Below are 20126 nucleotides of genomic sequence, written 5' to 3'. Positions count from 1 at the left end.
TGTTGGGAGCAGTCGCGTTGTAGGACGCGAGCTTTTGGTGCGCCGACCGGATGCTCTGGTGGGTAGATATCTGCTGATCCGGGCCTGACCGATTCGCACGCCCCCGGGGTAGCCGAAACGATGTAACCGGCATCACGTATTCGGCAATTTCTGGTGTGTTTGATTGGTGCACTGTAGGTTTCGGTGGCAGGCAGGGGCGGGAAGGGCCCGCTCTGAACCTTATGGGGGTTTGGTTATGTCCGGCAATTTCGACGTCCGTGGTTCCGATCTCGAGGATGAACGGATCATGGCGGAATATCTCGGTACTACCGAACGTGTCAGTGACGACGGGGACCTGGCGGAGGCGGGCATGATTTCCGAGGTGGACCTACGACTGTTGGGCTACCGCAAGGAAGACTTGGAGTCGCTTTTCGGTCCCCGCACCGAGATCACAGCAAGTGGTCGCCAAGTATGGAACCTCGACCACGTCCTGGCGGTCGAAACACAACAGCTGGCACCGTTTCGCGGGCGCATCATGCGGGAGCTGCGATACTGCCTCGATATCGAGACCGCCCTCGAGACACTCGAGCACCTGTTCGACAGACTGGGACGGGCCGCGATCGAACGGTAGAGACATTGAGGCAGGTTAGTGTCAAATCTGGTGTGGGCGAAGGGGGTACGACAGATGCAGCCCGTGGATCTGAACACCATTGATTGGAATCCTTCACGGTCGAGCCAGCCCGGCGAGCGTGGTGAACAGCAGGCGGTAGCCGCCGACCGTGACGAGAACCCCGCCCAGTAGCGGACCGAGGGTGTAGCCGAGTCCCTTCCATGCGCCGCAGCTGCCGAACGCCCGCCCATATCCGGCAGTCGGGGTCAGCCCGCGTCACCATCGCCCGGCGGCCGAGGAGAACGCCGCCGCAGCCGCGCCCTGCCCGAATCGGGCGACACAGACGAGACCGGGTTCCGGCGAGGACGAACGCCGCCGAGGCTGCGGTGAAGGCAAGCGGGCCGCGGTCACGTTCGGGTTTGCCGAGGTAACGAAAATGAGGTGGAGCGGCTGCCGGTAGTTTGTTGTGGGCTTATTCGCCCAGGACGAAGAACGATGCCTGTACCCGCAGGATGTGACCAGGTCGTCGCTGCTCGTACTGTTCGAGGATCTCGGTGTACTTCTTGCGTTTGAACAGCGACACGATGGCCGGGTCTTCATCGAGACCACATTCGAGGGCCAGTTGCGCGCCATCGTGCAGAGCGGTGTCTGCGTCGGGGTACCCCCACACGTCAAGGCGTCCACCACCGCTGTATCCCTTGTGGGCGAGAGTCCACACAGCTGGCCTGACCTCGATCTCGACCGAGCCGCTGGGATGATATGTCTCCGAGGCGATCTCGTCGCGGATGAAAGCTGCGGCCTTCGTGCGGCTGCCGCGTCGACGGCGGATGACCGGCTGACTGCCCTCGACAGGGAGCGTCGGCTGCAACTCCGGGTCGGTGCGATCGGTCACCTGGAGCACCCTATCGGCCAAGGTCGCTGGTTCGAAGCGATCAGGGATATTCGTGCGGAAGCCAGGTCATCGGTTCGTGGCGCCGGATTGCGATGAACTGCCGGATCAATTCGATGTCGGTGCGCAGGTCGTGCCCAGTGCGCACCCGTCGCCGCGGAGGAACTCGCGTGCTCTCCGCCCGCGAGCACGACGTGTGCTGCCGTGACGCCGCGTGATCACGGCATGGGTGTCACTCACTACGACCACCATGGCGGTGCAGACGACGTCCGCGAACCCCAGGTAGCGCGAGCAGGCCGAGTGCCGGTTGGCGCATGTATCCACGGCGATCTCGGAGACCGGCCGCGCAGCGGCCCGGCGGAGCTACAGTGATGTGATGTGAGGTGAGGCGAGGGACCGCTGTCGGCGGCCGGATGCTCGTATGCAGTTCGAAGCGTTGAATCGAAGAGGGGGAATCGTGAACTATCCGGTTTGGCTGAACCGCGCCCGTGCCGCGCTGACTGCGGCAACCGAGGGATCCGACTCTGTTGGCCTCGAGGTCGCGAAACTGCTCAGCGATGAGGAAGTCGGTAGCGACGGACTCACATTGGCGGTGCTGTGGTGGGTCGACCGCCTAATTGAAGGGAGTGACCCCGCGACCGTAACAGCGCCGACACCTGTCCCCGACATTTGGCCAGTGGACATGGATTTGTCGCAGCGCTGGGCGCTGCAGATGGTCGCCGCCCGGATCAACGACGACCCGGATGAGGGGCAACGCCTGATGGTCGAGGCATCCCGCGACTTCGATTACCTGACCGAATGCGTTGGAACACTGGTCATGCTAGCTGGCCTGAGTCTTACCGGCCGTCTCTGACCGACTCGACGGTCTGATATCTGACTGCCATTCATTCGGCAGCAGGGGGTTGGCCACCGCCCCCTCCGACGGTGGCTGACGCATCAGGGATTCGGCAGAATCTGGTCAACTGAACTGAGCGCACTGAGTTCGTTCCGAGACGACTGCGCAGGTCCCGGCTTCCTCAGACATTGTGAGTCATTCCGTTCCTGGCATTGCTGACACTGAGATTTCGGCTGGGAGATCTTGTTCTCATGCCCACCCGAAGGCCACTCCGCAGCGCGACCTCACTGTTGAGCGTCATCGGGGATGCCGATCACGGTGGCCCGAGCCGTCGTTGAGTTTGCCGATGGGGTGGTCGGCGCCATTGGGGGATTGATCTGGATCGTCTGCACCGTCATGGTATCGAGCATTGTTGGTGCACGGCACCCCGGCGGTGAGTCTTGGCGGGCCCTGGCCTGGGGTGCCGTGCGTAGTGCGAGAGGCACTGATGGTCACGGTAGAGGTCGATCCGGTTCGCGTCGAGACCCGTCTGGTGGCGGGTGAAATCTGTTGCCCGGCTTGCGATACCGGGGTGCTGGCACGGTGGGGTTGGGCCCGGTCGCGGCGGGTCGCGCCGACCGGTGAGCCGGTGAGGCCGCGGCGGGCGCGCTGTCGTGGGTGCGGGGTGACGCATGTGTTGTTGCCGGTGACATTGTTGCTGCGCAGGGCGTATGCGGCGCAGGTGATTTGGGCCGCGCTGCAACATCGCGCGGCGGGCCTGGGGCACCGTCGTGTTGCTACTCGGCTCGGGGCGGTGGCCACCACGGTGCGGGGCTGGCTGCGCCGGGCGGGTGGCCGGCTGGAGGTGGTGCGGGCGGAGTTCGTGAGGTTGGCCGTGACGGCCGGGGTGGATGTGACGGTGCCGAAGACGGCTGGATCGGGGTGGAAGGACATGCTGGCCGCGGTCGAGTGGGCGGCCGCGGTGGTCGGTGACCGGTTCGCCGAGCTCGGCATGGTGACGCCGGCCGAGCTGGTGGTGGCCGCCTCGGGCGGTCGGCTTCTCGCGCCGGACTGTCCTGCTGAGAGTGAGCAGGGGTGTCCCAACACGAGTTGCCCCTGATGTCGTGATCGCAAACGGGTGATCCTCACCGATGTTGTTGCCCGGCAAATGTTCTGGCGTCGGGCGTGGTGAGTCAGTGAGGAGGACATCGGCATTGAGTGCCGTTGATCAGGAAGAGGCCCGTCGCCGTGAGCGGGCGCAGGCGATCGCGTTGTTCCGGTATCAGTTGATCTGCCCAGCCCTGGACCAGGGGCGGGGGCCGAAGGCACGGGGAAAGATCGTGCGCGACATCGCTTCTCGCTCCCATACCGATCCGTTCGGCAACCGGGTCGCCTATTCGCGTGACACCCTGGATCGCTGGATCCGCCGCTGGCGTCGCGGCGGGTTCGAGGAGCTGGTGCCCTCGATTCGGGAGTCCAGCACCCGTATCGACGCCGCGACATTGGAGATGGCGGCGGCGTTGAAGCGGGAGAACCCGGCCCGCACCGTCGCTCAGGTGCAGCGCATCCTGCGCACCTCGACCGGGTGGGCGCCCTCGGAATCGACACTGTTGCGGCACTTTCACCGCCTCGACCTCCTCGGCCCGGCCGCCGGTGGGCCCTCGGTGGTGTTCGGCCGGTTCGAGGCCGACCGACCCAACGAGCTCTGGGTTGGTGACGCCCTGCACGGACCGAAAGTGGGTGGCCGCAAGACCTATTTGTTCGCTTTTCTGGACGATCACAGCAGGTTGTTGCCGGGGTATCGGTTCGGGTTCGCCGAGGACACCGTTCGTTTGGCGGCGGCGCTGGAGCCGGCCCTGGCCAGCCGAGGAGTTCCCGAGTCGGTCTATGTCGACAACGGGTCGGCGTTCGTCGATGCCTGGTTGCTTCGAGCTTGCGCGAAACTCGGTGTCCGCCTGGTCCATTCGACTCCCCGCCGCCCGCAAGGCCGCGGGAAAATCGAGAGACTGTTTCGCACCGTCCGCGACCAGTTCTTGGTCGAGGTCCCCGACACCACCGCCGAGGACATCGCCGAGTCCGGTATGGACTACCGGTCCGCGTTGCTGGAGCTCAACGGCCTGTTCGCGGCCTGGGTCGAAATCGAATACCACCGCCGGGTTCACAGCGAGACCGGGCAGACACCGCTGGCCCGTTGGGACATCGGATGGGACAGGCGCAACCGATCGCCGGCCATCCCGACCGCGCCGGATTTGACCGAGGCGTTTCTCTGGGGCGAGCAGCGGATGGTCACCAAGTCCGGCACCGTTTCGCTGCATTCCAACACCTATGCCGTCGACCCGGCCCTGGCGGGGCGCCGCGTCGAGTTGGTGTTCTCCCCGTTCGATATGGAAACCATCGACGTCCGCTACCGCGACCGCAGTTACGGAAATGCGTTGCCTCACACCATCACCCGCCACACACACCCGAAAGCACGGCCCGAGATCCCTGAACAACCACGCCCCGCGACCGGCATCGACTACCTGAAACTCACTGCCGATGCGCACCATGAGCAGTTGCGCCGGGATCAGCGCATCGGCTACGACGCCCTCTACCGGGCCGACACTCTCGACACCCAAGTCGGCGGAACTGAGGCTGAGCAGTGAGTATTCAACGTCTGCAATCACATTACGGGTTCACCCGAATGCCCTTCGGCCGCGACCTCGCGACGGGCATGCTGCACCGCCACCCCGGTCACGGCGAGGCCGTCGCCCGCATCACCTGGTGCGTCGACCAACGCGCGATCGGTGTCATCACCGGCGAGGTCGGCGCCGGCAAAACCGTCGCCGTCCGCGCTGCTACCGCCAGCCTGGACTCCTCCCGCCACATCGTGATCTATCTGCCCAACCCGTCGATCGGGGTCCGCGGCATGCTGCATCACATCGTCGCCTCCCTCGGGCATCAGCCCGCCTACCACACCGCGATGCTGGCCCCGCAGGCCGCCGACGCCCTCGCCGGCGAAGCAGCAGAAAGAGGGAGACTGCCCGTGGTCGCCATCGACGAAGCACATCTGCTGGACAACCATCAGCTCGAAGCGATCCGGATGCTCACCAACCACGACATGGACTCCACCAGCCCCTTCGCAGCACTGCTCATCGGCCAGCCCACCCTGCGCCAACGCCTCCGCCTCGGCGTCCTGGCGGCGCTGGACCAGCGAATCTCGGTGCGCTACACCCTCACTGGCATGCAGCCCGAGGACACCGCCGACTACATCCGCCACCACTGCCGCCTCGCCGGCCGCCAGGACACCCTGTTCTCAGACGACGCAATCGGCTTGATCCACAACGCTTCTCGCGGTCACCCACGCGCGGTCAACAACCTCGCCGTCCACGCTCTCACCGCGGCCTTCGCCGCGGGCAACGCCATCGTCGACGAGAAATCCGCCCGCATCGCCATCACCGAAACCGGCAACGACTGACCAACATCGGCATCGGCGCCACCACCAGGTCGACGGCCTACACCGTCACCACACCGACCACGGCCTCGCTCACCCTTCCGAGCGAGGCCGTTCCCATCTCCGCGTCATCGGCACCGCCGATGACGCCAACATCCGCAAACTCAGCGACGGCCAACACCTCACCCAGCCGTCGAAGCGAACATTAATCATCTTGTCCGGCAACCCATCTGGAGACTTCGAGACCAGGGCTTTCCGCGACCTGGCGAGGAAGTCGATCATGCTGACGTAGGCAACGTCCGTGTCGCTGCGCGGACCGAACGTGGCAAATCTGGTTCCCCTATGGCACCTACGGTCCCGCTGGGGTATCCAGGACCCGTCCGGCCTCGTAGATCATCCCGTACAGGTCACGAGCTGCCTGCTCGGCGGCTGCCCCGCTGAAGCCGTACGGTCCCATCGACAGGGTGTCGGCCTCACGATCGAACGCAAATAACCAATAGTCCCTGGCAATCTCCCGCAACTCTTTGGCCCTCGCCCGCTTTGCCTGAGGACCACGGCCAGTGCCGCGTGACCAGTTCTCGAAGTGCATCAGCCCGTCGCGCATGTCCTTGACACCCGGCAGCGCATCCTTGAACCGCTGGATTGCGCCAGCCATGCCCGTAACCACCCGCGCGGCGCCGCACTCCGCGGCCACGTCTTCCATCAGCGTCGCTGCGGTAATCAACTGACGAAGGGCAAACACCAGCTGCCGCGCGTCGATCTGGTGGGAGCTGACCCGCACCCGGCGATCCGGATCGTCTCGAAGACGGCGAATTTCGAGCATGATGGTGCTCTGCCACCAATACGCTTCCGATACCGCGATGGCCACAGGTGAATCCGCTGGCGACCAGTTTTCTGTCGTGGTCGTATTCGACATGACCGCATCGTTGTCGATGCTGAAGCCAACGTCAACCGAATTCGTTGCACTAGGCGACATCGTTGCGGGTTTCACAACGTCAAAACCGCTGTCACGGCTGTATCGGGCGCGCCGCGGTTCACCACTGGGAGGGGCGTATCCGTTCGCCATTCGGCCGGTCGGCGCACCGTCCCCACAGCTGCTAGAGCGGAACCACCTTCACCGTCTCCGATCCTCAGAGTCCGCGAAATCGAGCAAGATCCAATGGCGAAGTCACCCGATCCCAGGGCTCCCCAGCAACCTTGACCAGCACTCGGTCCGCCACTCAAAATTCCTCGCCGCAGGTCAGGACAAAACACGAAGGACGACGGAGTATCGACTTCCTGGAAGAAATGCACTGCGTGAAATTATTCCGTATCTCTGAGGGTGTATACCAGTTCCGGCATAGAACTGCAGCGTCACCTGGTAGGCAAGGAGATTTGATAGTCAGCCCGACGTGCGCATTGGCGGAAGGCGTCCAGGGACGGGAGATCAATGCCCAAGACCAATCAAGCCCCGGACCATCAGGGCCGGGGCTCAATCGGGGGTATCGGTTTGCTTCGCTGGTCGCTCAGCTCATTACCGCCATCACTCTATCGAGCCGTCCCCTCGTCAGGTCACCGAGGTCTGCCCATGCCGTCCGATCATCCCCTGTACCCGCCCAATCTCCGGATATACCAACCAATCCCACCCACCTGGTTCAGCGCCCAGCCATGCAGCAAGGTGCTGCCGGAAGAATTGTGACCGTGCCTGCCGTGAGTTGCCGATGTAGTCGCACCCGTCGATGCTCATCGCGAGGTACGACCGCTCCTCGCGCTGAACGCTGTCGACGGCCGCGCCCAACCAGTCGTCACAAGAGTGCAGTGCGACGTCCTCGGCCACAGATCTAACGAACGACTCTGGTTGGGCATCGGTGGAGATGAGGTGGATGTGGGCGTGGTCGTAGCAGGCGCCGCCTTTGTCTCGGAAGTCGTAGCTGCCGTGCTCGAACAGCACTACATTGCCTCCAAGCCGACCGGTCCAGCGCTCGGTCAGCTGTTGGAGGTCAGTTCGCTCCTCGCCATTGAACCAGCCTGCCGATAGCGTGTGCCGCTTGCTGACGATCAGCACGTATTCGGGCACCAGTGCGCCGATGCAGGGAAATACGACGAAATGCGCTGTCTCATCGAGGATGTAGTCGCGGCTGCCTTCCTGGGAGATGCCAAGGTCGTAGAACAGATTGGAGCTGGTCCCGCCGCTCACCTCGCAGCAGAAGGTGCAGATATCCGCCAGTGCGCTCACTGGTTACTCCTATGAAAGAAGGTCAGAACAGGCTGGTCTGAGCCGAACTTGGTTTGTTTTCGATGGTGTCGTCCAGTTCGACCAGGTGGCCGACGAACTTGGAGTCGTTGACTACCACCAGTTCTGGCGATCCGTCGCCGTCATGGCACAGGATGGTGTGCCCAAGGGCGTCGACACCGTCGATGACATACTCGCCGGCGCCGCCGAATGATGGCGCAGCCTCTAGGAATCGGCCGTAATCCAGCAACTTATTGTAGAACCACTCACCACCAGTCCAGGTGTCGTACAGGATCTTGGTGTCGGGAGGCAGGCTTTCGATGGCCTTGGCTGCTGCGGTAGCGAGTGAGCCTTCGAGGGTTGACCATCTATCCGGCGTGCCGGTGAGGGCGTTCGTTTTGGCGCTGCTGGTCATCGCCTGCTTGAATCCGGCTGCGGACACGATCCGTTCGAGGTGGCGGACATGGAGGCCATCCGGCGAGCTGGCAACGACCCGCGCGAGGATGGCCCCCTGTTCATGCAGACGAGAGTTTTTCCGGGACAGCGCTGCGGTTCCCACCTTGCACTGCCCAGTTCCGAAACAGGCGATGTAGAGCAGGTGCGGTTGGGTGATGTAATCCCGAATTTGCGCGGGCAATCCGTCGATGGAGCCCTGGTGTTGGTGGACGGTTGAGAAGCCTTCGAGAAAGCGACAGCGGTCGCATTGCTTGCTGGTCTTCGCCATGGCCCGCTCTGCGCATGGCTGCCTGGTGCCGATCCTATTGGCGAAGGTGAAATAGCCTAAGCAGTAGCGACTTTCATCGGTTACTCGAAATGCCAGTCGCTTGTTTTGACCCGGCCAGTATTCAATTGTGCCGTCGGGTGAAATGGCTTCATGGAACCATTGGCCATCTTCACGCCAGCTCAAGCCGCAATACAAAAATGGTCCCCTCAGCATGTTTGAATTATACCCCTTCGTATCATTTGTTCAGCTTCCATAACTAGCGATTTCCGTTGTGATGCAACGTGTTTCGAGCGCTCGTCGTACAGTCCCTGGTCGAAGTCCTTGACGAGGTTATCCGTCACGAGATGCAGGTAGTCGAACGACGCGCCCGCTTTGACGGCGGCCCGTGCTATGTGTCCAATTTCCGGATCGACCACTTGGCACGACTGCGATGCTTCGCCTGCCCACTCCCGGGTCTCATCGATCACCGAGGGCACTGTCACGTGAAAAATTTCCCGAAGCATCCGCCCTGTCGGCCGCACGTACTGCAGTCGGCCTCGCCAGGTAAACGGCACGCCATCGACTACCGAGCTCTGTCCGGTCGCCAGCCACTGATTCGGGGCCAGGCTGGGATCGAGCGATCCCAACTTGCCGACGTATAGCACCCATGAGGTGAGGCCACGGCGAAGGATGGCGGCTGTCAGACTGCCCGCTAGATCGCCCCAGTAACTGAATTCGCAGCCGAGCAACAGTACTGATGCCCCCGCAACGTCGATGCGCTTCCATCCGAAGCCGTGGCAGCGGTTCCAGGGCACACCCTCAGCCTCGAGGCCGAACAGCTGCTGGACATAGCCGAAGACGACCACATCGGCATTCGGCAGTGAATGTGGTAGCCAGCGGTCGATGAACCAATCCATCTCGTAGCGCTTGGGTTTGGTCAGGAGCACCGGCCGCTGCTCACCCCTGATAAGGCCCGCGGTGGCTATCAGCTTCGCGTAGTGCCAGGTGTAGTCGCGGCCGGGCGAGGCGACGCAGTGGAGGAACCCATCGAGGCGGATGAACTCCGGTCGGCGCCAATTGAACAGCTTCGCATCCAGCGGCTTGGCATTGAGCAGCAATGCCAGCGACGGCGAGCCGTACACCTTGATGGCCTGCACGTCGCTCAGATCCAACTCCGGCACCTTCGGTAGGACGTAGCGATGCAACTGCTCACCCATGGTGTGATCCGCGGGCGGCGTCGGAGGAACAAGTCGCGTGACCATCAGCTGACCTCGGTAAGTCGCAGGAAGGAGGCAGCGTCCGGCGTCTCGCCAGCTGGCGTGTAGCGGACGTCGGTCAGTTCGTCGTCGATGTCCTCGGCGACCTCCCGAATCTGCACCCAGGTGGCCTGCTGGTAGGTATCGAAGTTTGTTGCACCGCCCGATTGGAACGCGCCGAATTCCGAGGGCTTCAGCTGCCTTGTTGGTGCGTCTCCGGCGACGGTCCCCGGAGGCAGCAGTACGGTTCGGTCGGGCCACGGCAACTCGCGGAAAACTCGGTCAGCCGCATCGCGGATGGCTGGTGATTGATGCATCCGAAATCGTGCCCAGTGCTTGATCGCCCAGCCATCGGTGATGACGAATGACGCCACTCGGCCAGCCGGAATGACGACGGTTTCGTAGTACAGCCAGAACCAGCTGCCGAGGCTGTGCAGCCAGTAGCGGGTGCCGTATTCCCAGACGGCCTCTTTGGCGTCGTAGTCCCAGACCAGTTCGCGTAGGGCGGTGAGCCGCTGACTGACGAACAGCGAATTGTCCAGTGCCTGTTCCGGTTTGTCGTCCCGCACCAGGATCCGGGTCTGCTTGAGGTCGATCGCTTGGAGTTGACGGGCGAGAGTGGTTTTGCCGGAGCCGTCCACACCGTCGATAGAGATCCAGTACATCACCATCGCCTTACGTCAAAACCCTGCTGCCGCAGGGTGATTGCCATGTGGGACAGCAGACCGGAGCGGACATACACCGTCGTGACGCCTGCTGTCTGCAACTTGGTCGCGAAGGTCAATAACTCCCCGTAGCGCTCCCGGCCGATGCCGACTGCCAGGCGGACAGCTTTCGTTTGGGGCGGTCCCTGCTGAATGGAGGTGATCAAGGGGAGGTGTGTGAGCGCCGACGGTTGAACGTCGGTCGGAATCGACAGCCCCTTGGTGTGGATGTTCTGCGGCGATAGGCCATATCGGCGGGCGTAGTGCAGTTTGATGCCTACGGCATCGGTGCCGACCGCCTTCCGCAACTGCTGCAGTTCGCCGGCGTTTTCGCCGACCCAGCACATAACTTCGCTCAGCTGCCAGTCTTCGATGTGAGCCTGCTGCGTCATGTAGCCGGTCGAGATCGTCCAGTACTTGGCGGGTTGGGCCGCCACTGGCCCGCGCAGCCGGACGCCGACTTCTTCTGCGGGCGTCAGTATCATGGTGGTGGGTTCGGCCTGGTTGTCCAATTCCCATATGCCTGGGATCATCTCGGTGACGTAGGTGCGTTCGGTCACCGCTAGTTCCACGGAGAAGAGCAGATCGTCATAGGGCTGCACTACCACCGTGCTGACGCCATCCTCACAGGCCTCACGTAACCATTGCTCGGCGTCGCCCAGGTCGCAGCCGACGATCCGCGGCAGATTCTGGTTTTCGTCACCACCGCAGACCCGGAGCGTTAGCCGTGAGGTATTCGGCAGCTGAGTGCGGATAGCCTCCATCGGATCGTTGTCACGCAGGCGAAGCAAGAAGGCGGGCAACCCATCGAGGTGGAAGCGCTGAAACAGTTCGACGGCTTGGGCTTTGGTAATGGTCACGCCTGGTCCTCGCTCGTCAGAGGGGCTGTTACCGGCCGCGCCTGGACTACGAAGACGCTGCGGCCGTCGAACATCCACTCCATATCCACCGGCGTCCGCATGATGGCGTGGATACGGGTGGCAAGGTCTTCGATCTGGACCGCGAAGCGCTGGTATTGCACCCTATCGTGGTCGATGAACTCCCATTCGCGAATGCCATCCCGGCAAACCAGCCGTAGTTGGGGCACCTCCCCGCCCGTGGTCGCGAGTGGTGTGTCGTAGCAGCCTTCCACGACAAGGGATTCCGGCGTCTTGAAGGCGACGCCACCCAGTACACAGGGAATTTGCTCTTGCAGGATGCAGCAGCGCCCACCGTCGTAGCGGATCAGATCTGGTTCAATCTCCTGTTCGATGACCCGGATCAGGTGTTCGGCTGACGGTGGGAGGTCCGTTAGTGACACGGTTTGGCCCGCCCGTGCGTCATCGACTCGGTCCTCAGCTTGGGTCGACGAACGCAGCACGACCCGATCGGAGGTTAGCGCTGACAGCCAATGACCAAGGATGCTGCCTCGCCACAGACCGGTCACGGCTCCCGGCTGGAGACACAGTGCCGGTGGCACGGGCAGTCCTGCGGTGGCCAACCGGCTGAGCTGGGCCACCTTGTGGCCCCAAAGGTTCGGCGCCAGAGGCGCATTGGCAATATCAACGATCACGGAGTTGCTCCTTCGCTTTTGGGGCAGTTCTGGTCATGAGGCCGATCAGGGCGTTTAGATCGGTGAAGCCGAAGACGCGAGCGACAATTTCGATGTCACGCATCGTCAGTTCGTTTGGTCGTGCTGTCAGCGGTTCGGCGGCAATGCGACGGGTGTGGGTGGAACGGGTCATGGCCACCGCCAGAGACGTGCGCAGGGCAAAGGCGGCAGGTCATCGTGTGGATCGTCGTTAAGGAAGGCCGTGGCGCCGACTGAAGGCGCGGCCAAGACGAACCGTTGGGCAGCGTCGCAGTCGGCCCGGTAGTCGAGGGGCGGAAAACCGTCGAACAGCACGCGGAGGTGGCACTCAGACATGACCAAACCTCCTGGGAGGTAGAGGGATTGACGATTGCGGTCTGGTGAGCGTCGAGGGCACCGGGACGACGAACCAGGTGGCCTTGCCGATGCCCAGCCTTGTTCGATCCCACCGGACGGCCGGATAGAACGTGGCGATGGACGGGGTTGGGATGTCTACATCGGTCGGGTCCTCAACCGCGAAACCGACGACGCCACCGCGCTGCCACAGGACGCAGCGAATAAGTGGAATGTCGTCGCCAGGCTCAGGTCGGTCCGGCTTGGGGGAGCCGATAGTGCGCACCACACTGGCAACGAGATCGGTTGTCAGCGTTTCCATTACCGAGGAGATATGAGACAACCCCCAGTGGGACAGCCTGATCAGCACCAGGTTGCACGCACACCGAACAGCGGTCGGTTGCGCGATCAGCAGCAATTCCGTCTCCATGTGGGCCACTCCTGGGCAGATTGGCAAGGGCACCTGGTATTCAGCGAAAGTGGGGAGGTCGGCCACCCCGGAAGTGTCACGTGCCGATTCGAGGGTGGGCTCTACGGACGAACGTCGGTAGGCCCACCACTGACCCCCGTTCAGAAGCGCGCTAAACGGGGGGTTTCGGGGCGGTAAAAGGGGGGTCTACCGGGGGTTTATCGTCACGAAACCCCCGCCGCGCGTACCCTTCCCACTAATCCGTACCCACGGCACCGCAAGGGGAGGCTGCGATGACCAAACAGCTGGTGCCCAACATGAAGCTGCAAGGCCTCATGAGTGAGGCGAATATGACGCAGCAGCGTCTGGCGGATCTGCTGAACGCCCGCGTCGAACAACTTGGCGGCAAACCCGGCCGCTATACCGATGAAACGATTCGCCGCTACTTACGCGGCGAACGAACCTGGCCGAATCCTCGCTACCGCGAGGCTTTTCGCCATGTCTTCAAGGTCGGATCCGACCACGACGTTGGATTCTACGACCAGCGCTCACCACTGGCGCTGGTTGCTGATCTACCAGAGGAGGAACCTGTGCGCCGTTCAGACTTTTTCCGTGTGGCACTAGGCACGGCGACAGCGTTTGCTGCGTCCACGCCACTGCGGGAACTGGCGGCGGTGACGCAACCAACTCCTGTTCCTTCCTTGGTGGGCAGGACCGAGATCCAGCAGGTACTTAACACGGCTCAGGTGTTTTCATCATGGGATAACACCTACGGCGGCGGATTGGTTCGTGAAGCCGTTGCCGCCCAATTGGCCTATGCCGTGGAGTTATTGAATGCCCGATGCTCGGCCAGCAACCGCGCGGATTTGTATACCGCGGTCGGATTCCTTGGGCATACCTCAGCCTGGATGGCGTTCGATGCCTTCGCACACGACGATGCCCGGCGCATGATGCGTCTCGCTCTCACCTGCGCCGAACAAGCAGGCGATCCGCACCTGAGGGCCGAAGTGCTGACACGAATGGCCCGTCAGGCGATCTGGTGCGGTGATCCCGATACGGGCCTGACATTCGCCGAACTGGCGCTGGTCCGAGCTGACATGCTGACGGCGACCGAGCGCGCCAACATCCATACAGTTCGGGCACGCGCACTGGCTACGTTGCAACGTGTCGATGATGCCGTACGAGCCGTTGGCGAAGCCGACGACGAATTCAGTAATAGCCGACCGGAGAACGATCCGATCTGGATGGGCTACTACGACGCGGCCCAGCACGGCGGCGATACCGGACATGCCTTGTACGATCTGGCGATTCACGGCAGGTTCGTCTCCGAGGCCCGGCGCCGTCTTCAGACAGCGGTCGACGGCCATGGCGACAACTACGTCCGATCCCGCGCCTTCGCCAGTCTGAAGCTGGCGTCCCTAGTGATGGCAACCGGCGAACCAGAAGAGGCCGCCGTGATCGGGCAGGCGGCGGTCGACGACGTCTGCCACGTTCGTTCGCAACGGGCAGGGTGGTATCTGCGTGAACTGAACACTCTCGCCGGCCCGCACCGTAGGTTGGATGGTGTGGCCGATCTGCGGCAGCGTCTTGGTGGTATAGCTGCTGTATGAGCCGCGAAGCAGCTACCCGCCTGATCCTCGAATCTGCCTGCGCGGCCGTTGGTTATTCCGCTGCTAGAGCGGAAGTGATCAGCATGAACGAGAACGCCGTGTACCGGCTGCCTGGTGGCGTGGTCGCGCGAATCTCTCGCCCGGGGCAGTTGGAAACGGCCCGCCGTGAGGTAGTGGTATCGCGCTGGTTAGAGGATTCCGGCATCCGTGCTGTTCGCGTGATTCGGGAACTTCCCCAGCCGATCGAGGTTGAGGGACAACCGGTTGTCTTCTGGCACGAACTGCCGCCACATGAAATCAGCCGGCCAGCCCAAGTTGGGCGCATGCTGCGGCAATTGCACGACCTGCCGGCACCGACAGATATCGGCCTTGGTCGGGTGCAGCCGTTTGTTCGGCTTGATCAGCGGATCGAGGCAGCTCCCAGCCTGACCGACGACGACAGGGTCTGGATGCACGAGCACCTGGCCTCACTGGAACAGCGTTGGGCGAATCTGCCAAATGGCTTGCCGTGGTGCGCAATCCACGGTGACGCCCACGAGGGAAATATTGTGACAGCTGATGACGGTAGAGCAATCCTGCTGGACCTGGAACGGTTCTGTATCGGCCCGCCCGAGTGGGACACAGTGCAGACGGCCGTCAACTGGGCGAGCTGTGGATGGATCAGCGAGGGCGAGTACAAGGAATTCGTAACCGCCTACGGCCACGACATCATGGAGTGGGACGGGTTCGAACTGCTGCGCGATGTGCGCGAGTTCCGGATGACCAGCTGGCTGGCGCAACTGGCGGCCGAGAATGCCAGCCTGCATGAGCAGGCGGCTTACCGGGTGGCGTGCCTCCGCGGGAAGGAGGGGGAACGTCCTTGGTCGGGATGGAAGGCGAAGTATTAGCCTTAGAAGTATTAGCTATATCGGATTGAGATCCGACATCGTCCGATCGCCTGGCCGCCCGCCAGCATCGACTCCTGTCGTATGAAACTGACGGAGATGCTTGACATTCGGATGCGTTAGCCATCGGGAGACAAGAGTTTCGAGGTTTGCGAACCGTGCCCGGGTATGGTCACGCGAAGTATCCGATCGCGAGGCCGATGCCCGCAGCCGAACGAGCCCGACATCGGGAAGGCTCGCCCGATATCTGACTTCTCGCCGAAGGCCGAATGGGGTGATCGGGTTCGGCGGGCGGTTGGATTGCCGGTCGCGGCGATCATCGAAATAGCCACGGCCGCCAGCCGAGTCAGTATGCGATGAACAGGATCTCGTCGCGCGTGTAGTCGTGGTCGGGGTGCTTCTCGGCCAAGTGGGCACGGGTCTTTTCGACGAGGTCGTTCTCGTCGGTGCCCCGGATGTATTCACCACACGGGCAGGTGAGACGGGTCTTCATGATCATCATCCTCCTCGGCGAGGCAAGGCATCCCTGGCCAGACCGGTTGTCGCGAATATTGTGGCTATCCCTCTCGGACCGAGTCCGTCGGCGATGGAGAGTTCTAACCGGGTTCCAGGTGTGGCCGGTTCAGGTAGGAGACACTGGTGATTTGCTGAGCTACCTGCCACAGGCGGGCACCCGTGGGGGGCCAGTGCTCGGCGGGATAGGGTTACCGGCACTGCGGGACTGACCAGGTCCCACCGTCCGCCCCGACCGAAGAAGTCGGTTCCGGTTGCGGCGGTGTCGAGGTCCGCACGGAGTATCGGTCGCGGTCCCTCCGCGGGGCTCTGGGTGAACCCGCGGGTCAGCCATGCCGGGGCGAGGCTGGTAGACGAGTTGGACCAGGCGATTCCGTATCCAAGATGGCATCGATGACCTTCATTGCCGAGTTGCAGCGCCGGTTGACCGCGTCCGGCTCATCAGCACATCAATGGCCGCGCACCCTGGCGGCGTTTGCACGAGCATCCTCCAACAATGCGCGTAGGCAACGGCCAGGTCGAATCGGCGCCGAAGGTCGAGATCATCGAAATCCAAACTGGCGGTGCGGCGGTGGTGGGTGATACTGCTGACGGTGACGATCCGCCCGGCGGGCGTGGCGGTGACAGCGTCGAGCAGGTGGGCGGTGAGGGCGAAATGCCCGAGGAAGTTCGTGCCGAAGTCCGTTTCGAAGCCGTCGACGGTGCGCGCATGCTCGGCGGCCATCACGTCGGCACTATTGATCAGCAGGTCGATGCGCGGCCACCGCTCACCCAAGCGATGCGCGCATTCCGCGACCGATGCGAGGCTGCTCGTATCCAATTCCGTGACAGCCACATCCGCGCCCGGCGTAGGGGCAAGGATGTGCGTGCGGCGTCGGCGGCACGCGCGGTTGCGGCAAGCTGGTACCACCGTGGCGTGTTCTGCGGCGAGCGCGTTGGCGACTTCGAGCCCGATGCCGGTATTGGAGCAGGTCACTACGGCGACGCGGCCGGACTGGTCAGCGGCCTCGGCCATCGACCAGCGTGAGGTTTGTGGGGAACTCATCGCGCACTTACTGCTCCGTGCCGGGATCGGGCGCCGCGTGTCATCGGTCGAGTTTCAGGTCGTGGCGGAAACGTTCCATATCGCGGATCTTCTCGGCGGTAGTCGCTGCGGCCCCGGAGTAGAACATCCACGGCATCGTAAGAATGTGGGTGATGCCGCCGCGCTCGGCCCGGGCGTAGTCCTCGACTGTTACTGCGTCGGTCAGGGGCGCCATGATCGTGTAGCCAGTCATGGACTGCCCGTCCGTTGTTCGGTGGTGGCGTATGCGCTCGACGGTTTTCACGGCGTCGCCGAGGGTGGTCAGGTCGCCGATCCAGCCGTCGTAACGCGCTGCCCGGCGCAGCGCGAGCTCGGACAGGCCGCCGACATAGACCGGGGGCGCGGGTGCGGCTGGGCTCATCGCCAGCTTCGGGGCCTGGTAGAACTCGCCCCTGAATTCTGTCCAGCCGGGCTGCCACAGCTGGCGCATCAGCTCGATCATTTCTTCGGTGCGCCTGCCGCGATGTTCGAACGGTTGACCCAGCAACTCGAATTCCTCTCTGCACCAGCCGGCTCCGATGCCTAGTTCGACACGGCCGTCGGCGAGCATTGCGGCTGTGCCAATGGCCTTGGCCGCAGAGTAGGGATTGCGGAGAGCGGGCACATACACTGTGGTCACGAAGCGCAGCCGAGTGGTGATCTGGGCCAAACTGCCGATCAGGACCCAGGGGTCGGGCCAGTCCGAGAACGGCTCCCAGCGCCGCTTGCCGTTGCTGGTGTAGGGATAAGGCGTTTCCAGGTCGGCCAGGTTCACTACGTGATCGGGCAACCCTAGGCCGTCGTAGCCCAGACTGTCTGCGGCGCGGGCAATCTGCAATATCTCGCGCGTTTCCAGGAAACCGGTGCTGATGTAGAACTGCATAGGGGTGGAGTCTCCGTGCGGCTGAGTATCGGATAGTGGGTAGGCGCAATAAGTCAGGAGTGCTGGACGGTCGGAAGCATCGCTACGGGTGTACCGGGGCCGCGAGGACGCCGGGTGCGGTAACCAACGGCAGGTCGAGCGTCGTGCGGATGCCGGGGGCGGCCGCGACCACCGCCGGTACGGCGTTCACGATGCGGCCTGCGGCCGCGACGATGGCGGCATGGTTGTGATCGCCCTTGTGGCTGGTCGGGCAGATGTCCACGGTGTAGGACGGTTCCCCGGTGATCTCAACCCGGTAGGAGCCGCCTGCCTGTGCGGGTTGCGGCCACTGTGGGCACAGGTCTTCGCGCAGGCGCGTGACGTGCTCGATGACGATGGCCGGGTGACCGTCGACCATGCCGCACAGCTCGAATCGCAGGGCAGCTACGCCGCCCTGAGGGATATGACCGGCGGCGATGTCGAACGCCTCGGTCGCCGGTATCCGCTCGTAGTGTTCGGTGATCGTGTCCACCGTGACACCTAGTCCGGCGGCGAGCTGATGGATTGCCGGCCCCCACGCGATGCTCAGAATGCCAGGTTGCAGCAGCATTGGGATCTCGGCGAGCGGCATGCCGAAGCCCATGACATCGAACAATACGGTCGCTCCGTCGTAGGTGGCATAGTCGGCGATTTCCATACACCGAACCTGCTTGAGGGTCTGGCAGGTTCCCCGTCAATGCCAAGGGCAGCAGGTCGTTGGCGAACCCGGGGTCCACACCAGTGATGAACAAGCTCGAATTACCCGCTTGCGCAGCCTTTTCCAGCGGATCTATGTGCTTCCGGGGTAGCATCTGCCAGGGGTACTGCAGCAGACCGGGCGCCGAGCCCACCACGTTCACCCCGGCTGCAACGAGCCGTCGGCAATCCTCGATCGCCTCTTGCACGCGGGTGTCGCCCATCGCGCAATACACGACGCAGTCGGGCCGGGTCGCCAGTAGCGCGTCGAGGTCGCCTACCGCGGCAATGCCGGTGGTGACGCCGAGTCCGGCGAGTTCTCCAGCGTCGCGTCCGACCTTGCCGGGCGTCGATACGCACACAGCGGTCAGCTGGTAGCGCGGGCTTTCGATGAGGCCTGTCAGCGCTAGGCGCCCGACGTTTCCCGTGCCGACTTGAGCGACGCGGATGGGCATGGATTCTCCTTGCGAAAAGTGGAGCGATGCCGGTCAACAAGCATGTTCCGAGTTCTGGTCATATTTCCGGACAGTAGTCTGGATTGGCTTCCAGTCGGTATGTTAGCGTGTCCGCCATGGGACGTGTAGACGGCAAGGTTGCACTTATCAGTGGCGGGGCGCGGGGGATGGGTGCCAAGCATGCGGAGCTGCTGGTGGCAGAGGGGGCCAAGGTCGTCATCGGCGACATCCTCGACGACGAGGGCAAGGTGCTCGCCGAATCACTTGGCGATGCAGCGCGTTACGCGCACCTCGACGTCAGTGAGCCGGAGCAGTGGGAGGCGGCGGTGAACGAGGCGCTGCAGGCGTTCGGCAAGCTCGACGTCCTGGTGAACAACGCCGGTATCGTCAACGGCGGCCCGCTCGGGAAGTTCGATCTGGGCAAATGGCGTCAGATCATCGATGTCAACCTGACCGGCACCTTCCTCGGGATGCGTGCGGTCGTGGCGCCGATGATCGCCGCGGGCGGCGGTTCGATCATCAACGTCTCCTCGATCGAAGGTCTGCGCGGCGCGCCTTGGGCGCATGGCTACGTGGCCTCGAAATGGGGCGTGCGAGGCCTGGCCAAGTCGGCCGCACTCGAGCTGGCGCCCCACAAGATTCGCGTCAACTCTCTGCATCCCGGCCTGATCCGGACACCCATGACCGAGAACATCCCCGACGACCTGGTGACCATTCCGTTGGGCAGGCCCGCCCAGCCTGACGAGGTCGCCACGTTCGTACTCTTTCTGGCCAGCGACGAATCCTCGTACGCCACCGGCTCGGAGTTCGTCGTGGACGGCGGACTGGTCGCCGCCGTGCCGCACAAGACCTCCTGAGTGTCCGCGCGGCCCCCGTGCTCCGGAGGCGACGGTCGGCTCCGTCCCTTCACCCGGCCACATCCGCGCCCGGATCCCCGTCTGGCCCCGTGTCGTTGCCCCTCGCTTGTCCTGGCCAGCGTCGCGGTAACGCGACCCAGGGACGGGCGGGCCTGAACCCGATCGACCTGCGAACATCCGCGAAATACGGAGCCACCAATGCCTTTCGCCGAACCATCCGCAACCGGCCGCTCGATCA

General features: G+C 63.3%; 21 protein-coding genes and 1 pseudogene. 8 read left to right on the top strand and 14 right to left on the bottom strand.

All coding sequences use genetic code 11. The annotated features are described in order from the left end of the window. Positions 1-235 precede the first annotated feature (235 nt). Positions 236-610: a hypothetical protein gene (locus NP3_RS15035; RefSeq protein ID WP_063041766.1), complete on the top strand. Its 375-nt coding sequence runs from the start codon at positions 236-238 to the stop codon at positions 608-610. A 451-nt stretch (positions 611-1061) separates the two neighbouring features. Here the strand turns inward: NP3_RS15035 and NP3_RS15030 are convergent, their stop codons facing one another. Continuing rightward, positions 1062-1481: a hypothetical protein gene (locus NP3_RS15030; RefSeq protein WP_245720945.1), complete on the bottom strand. Its 420-nt coding sequence runs from the start codon at positions 1479-1481 to the stop codon at positions 1062-1064. Between the two features lie 418 nt (positions 1482-1899). Here NP3_RS15030 and NP3_RS15025 point away from each other — a divergent pair, with 418 nt between their 5' ends. From NP3_RS15025 to NP3_RS15010, 4 genes are all read left to right on the top strand, one after another. After that, on the top strand, positions 1900-2331 hold the full coding sequence (locus tag NP3_RS15025) for a hypothetical protein (RefSeq protein WP_157124325.1): 432 nt from the start codon (positions 1900-1902) through the stop codon (positions 2329-2331). A gap of 469 nt (positions 2332-2800) precedes the next feature. After that, the gene (locus NP3_RS15020) at positions 2801-3412 is read left to right on the top strand and encodes a hypothetical protein (RefSeq protein ID WP_063041762.1); all 612 of its coding nucleotides are present in this window, start codon (positions 2801-2803) and stop codon (positions 3410-3412) included. A 94-nt stretch (positions 3413-3506) separates the two neighbouring features. After that, complete coding sequence (locus NP3_RS15015; protein ID WP_218024860.1) at positions 3507-4934, top strand: DDE-type integrase/transposase/recombinase; 1428 nt, start codon at positions 3507-3509, stop codon at positions 4932-4934. Positions 4935-4972: 38 nt separating this feature from the next. After that, positions 4973-5746: an ExeA family protein gene (locus NP3_RS15010; protein WP_174566218.1), complete on the top strand. Its 774-nt coding sequence runs from the start codon at positions 4973-4975 to the stop codon at positions 5744-5746. Positions 5747-6071: 325 nt separating this feature from the next. On the opposite strand, the gene NP3_RS15005 is transcribed toward NP3_RS15010, so the two are convergent. The 9 genes from NP3_RS15005 to NP3_RS14965 all read right to left on the bottom strand — a co-directional run bounded on the left by NP3_RS15005 (position 6072) and on the right by NP3_RS14965 (position 12930). Beyond that, a complete protein-coding gene (locus NP3_RS15005; protein WP_157124324.1) occupies positions 6072-6638 on the bottom strand; it encodes a hypothetical protein in 567 nt (188 codons plus the stop codon). Between the two features lie 630 nt (positions 6639-7268). Next, the gene (locus tag NP3_RS15000; RefSeq protein WP_063041756.1) at positions 7269-7937 is read right to left on the bottom strand and encodes an HIT family protein; all 669 of its coding nucleotides are present in this window, start codon (positions 7935-7937) and stop codon (positions 7269-7271) included. A 22-nt stretch (positions 7938-7959) separates the two neighbouring features. After that, positions 7960-8871: a DUF2797 domain-containing protein gene (locus NP3_RS14995; RefSeq protein ID WP_084508601.1), complete on the bottom strand. Its 912-nt coding sequence runs from the start codon at positions 8869-8871 to the stop codon at positions 7960-7962. Continuing rightward, the gene (locus NP3_RS14990) at positions 8865-9854 is read right to left on the bottom strand and encodes a hypothetical protein (RefSeq protein WP_157124323.1); all 990 of its coding nucleotides are present in this window, start codon (positions 9852-9854) and stop codon (positions 8865-8867) included. Before NP3_RS14990 ends, NP3_RS14995 begins: the two co-directional genes overlap by 7 nt. Positions 9855-9898: 44 nt before the next feature. Beyond that, positions 9899-10558, bottom strand: a complete 660-nt coding sequence (locus NP3_RS14985) for a nucleoside/nucleotide kinase family protein (protein WP_157124322.1) — start codon at positions 10556-10558, stop codon at positions 9899-9901. After that, on the bottom strand, positions 10558-11457 hold the full coding sequence (locus NP3_RS14980) for a hypothetical protein (protein WP_063041748.1): 900 nt from the start codon (positions 11455-11457) through the stop codon (positions 10558-10560). The genes NP3_RS14985 and NP3_RS14980 overlap by 1 nt, the downstream gene beginning before the upstream one ends. Further along, positions 11454-12149, bottom strand: coding sequence for a PEP/pyruvate-binding domain-containing protein (locus NP3_RS14975; protein ID WP_169814503.1), 696 nt, complete (start codon positions 12147-12149; stop codon positions 11454-11456). Before NP3_RS14975 ends, NP3_RS14980 begins: the two co-directional genes overlap by 4 nt. After that, the gene (locus NP3_RS14970) at positions 12139-12321 is read right to left on the bottom strand and encodes a hypothetical protein (RefSeq protein ID WP_063041744.1); all 183 of its coding nucleotides are present in this window, start codon (positions 12319-12321) and stop codon (positions 12139-12141) included. The genes NP3_RS14975 and NP3_RS14970 overlap by 11 nt, the downstream gene beginning before the upstream one ends. Positions 12322-12495: 174 nt before the next feature. After that, positions 12496-12930: a hypothetical protein gene (locus NP3_RS14965; RefSeq protein ID WP_157124320.1), complete on the bottom strand. Its 435-nt coding sequence runs from the start codon at positions 12928-12930 to the stop codon at positions 12496-12498. Between the two features lie 272 nt (positions 12931-13202). Here NP3_RS14965 and NP3_RS14960 point away from each other — a divergent pair, with 272 nt between their 5' ends. Both NP3_RS14960 and NP3_RS14955 read left to right on the top strand, forming a co-directional pair. Beyond that, a complete protein-coding gene (locus NP3_RS14960; protein WP_218024859.1) occupies positions 13203-14519 on the top strand; it encodes an NsdA family TPR-like regulatory protein in 1317 nt (438 codons plus the stop codon). Next, positions 14516-15406, top strand: coding sequence for an aminoglycoside phosphotransferase family protein (locus NP3_RS14955; RefSeq protein WP_063041740.1), 891 nt, complete (start codon positions 14516-14518; stop codon positions 15404-15406). The genes NP3_RS14960 and NP3_RS14955 overlap by 4 nt, the downstream gene beginning before the upstream one ends. A 343-nt stretch (positions 15407-15749) precedes the next feature. Here the strand turns inward: NP3_RS14955 and NP3_RS46170 are convergent, their stop codons facing one another. From NP3_RS46170 to NP3_RS14940, 4 genes and pseudogenes are all read right to left on the bottom strand, one after another. Then, positions 15750-15896 carry a hypothetical protein gene (locus tag NP3_RS46170; RefSeq protein WP_063824776.1) on the bottom strand — a complete coding sequence of 49 codons (147 nt, stop codon included), beginning with the start codon at positions 15894-15896 and terminating at the stop codon, positions 15750-15752. A 420-nt stretch (positions 15897-16316) separates the two neighbouring features. Then, a complete protein-coding gene (locus NP3_RS14950) occupies positions 16317-16961 on the bottom strand; it encodes an SDR family NAD(P)-dependent oxidoreductase (protein WP_084508600.1) in 645 nt (214 codons plus the stop codon). Positions 16962-17001: 40 nt separating this feature from the next. Next, a complete protein-coding gene (locus NP3_RS14945; protein ID WP_063041735.1) occupies positions 17002-17862 on the bottom strand; it encodes a TIGR03619 family F420-dependent LLM class oxidoreductase in 861 nt (286 codons plus the stop codon). An 82-nt stretch (positions 17863-17944) separates the two neighbouring features. Continuing rightward, positions 17945-19031 (bottom strand): annotated as a pseudogene (locus NP3_RS14940) (NAD(P)H-dependent amine dehydrogenase family protein). A 116-nt stretch (positions 19032-19147) separates the two neighbouring features. On the opposite strand from NP3_RS14940, the gene NP3_RS14935 reads away from it, so the two are divergent. Continuing rightward, positions 19148-19888: a glucose 1-dehydrogenase gene (locus tag NP3_RS14935; protein WP_063041733.1), complete on the top strand. Its 741-nt coding sequence runs from the start codon at positions 19148-19150 to the stop codon at positions 19886-19888. Positions 19889-20126 lie beyond the last annotated feature (238 nt).

The organism is Nocardia pseudovaccinii NBRC 100343, from assembly GCF_001613225.1.
Classification (GTDB): domain Bacteria; phylum Actinomycetota; class Actinomycetes; order Mycobacteriales; family Mycobacteriaceae; genus Nocardia; species Nocardia pseudovaccinii.
The sequence above is the reverse complement of the archived record's forward strand: the minus strand, read 5'-3'. Positions and strand labels throughout refer to the sequence as shown.

Coding starts and splice junctions, on each gene's coding strand:
- NP3_RS14985 (WP_157124322.1), bottom strand. CDS start 10,558: ATGTACTGGATCTCTATCGACGGTGTGGACGGCTCCGGCAAAACCACT.
- NP3_RS15010 (WP_174566218.1), top strand. CDS start 4,973: ATGCCCTTCGGCCGCGACCTCGCGACGGGCATGCTGCACCGCCACCCC.
- NP3_RS14945 (WP_063041735.1), bottom strand. CDS start 17,862: ATGCAGTTCTACATCAGCACCGGTTTCCTGGAAACGCGCGAGATATTG.
- NP3_RS14955 (WP_063041740.1), top strand. CDS start 14,516: ATGAGCCGCGAAGCAGCTACCCGCCTGATCCTCGAATCTGCCTGCGCG.
- NP3_RS14960 (WP_218024859.1), top strand. CDS start 13,203: ATGACCAAACAGCTGGTGCCCAACATGAAGCTGCAAGGCCTCATGAGT.
- NP3_RS14965 (WP_157124320.1), bottom strand. CDS start 12,930: ATGGAGACGGAATTGCTGCTGATCGCGCAACCGACCGCTGTTCGGTGT.
- NP3_RS14995 (WP_084508601.1), bottom strand. CDS start 8,871: ATGCTGAGGGGACCATTTTTGTATTGCGGCTTGAGCTGGCGTGAAGAT.
- NP3_RS15020 (WP_063041762.1), top strand. CDS start 2,801: ATGGTCACGGTAGAGGTCGATCCGGTTCGCGTCGAGACCCGTCTGGTG.
- NP3_RS14935 (WP_063041733.1), top strand. CDS start 19,148: ATGGGACGTGTAGACGGCAAGGTTGCACTTATCAGTGGCGGGGCGCGG.
- NP3_RS15035 (WP_063041766.1), top strand. CDS start 236: ATGTCCGGCAATTTCGACGTCCGTGGTTCCGATCTCGAGGATGAACGG.
- NP3_RS14990 (WP_157124323.1), bottom strand. CDS start 9,854: ATGGGTGAGCAGTTGCATCGCTACGTCCTACCGAAGGTGCCGGAGTTG.
- NP3_RS14970 (WP_063041744.1), bottom strand. CDS start 12,321: ATGACCCGTTCCACCCACACCCGTCGCATTGCCGCCGAACCGCTGACA.
- NP3_RS15005 (WP_157124324.1), bottom strand. CDS start 6,638: ATGTCGAATACGACCACGACAGAAAACTGGTCGCCAGCGGATTCACCT.
- NP3_RS14950 (WP_084508600.1), bottom strand. CDS start 16,961: ATGAGTTCCCCACAAACCTCACGCTGGTCGATGGCCGAGGCCGCTGAC.
- NP3_RS46170 (WP_063824776.1), bottom strand. CDS start 15,896: ATGAAGACCCGTCTCACCTGCCCGTGTGGTGAATACATCCGGGGCACC.
- NP3_RS15025 (WP_157124325.1), top strand. CDS start 1,900: ATGCAGTTCGAAGCGTTGAATCGAAGAGGGGGAATCGTGAACTATCCG.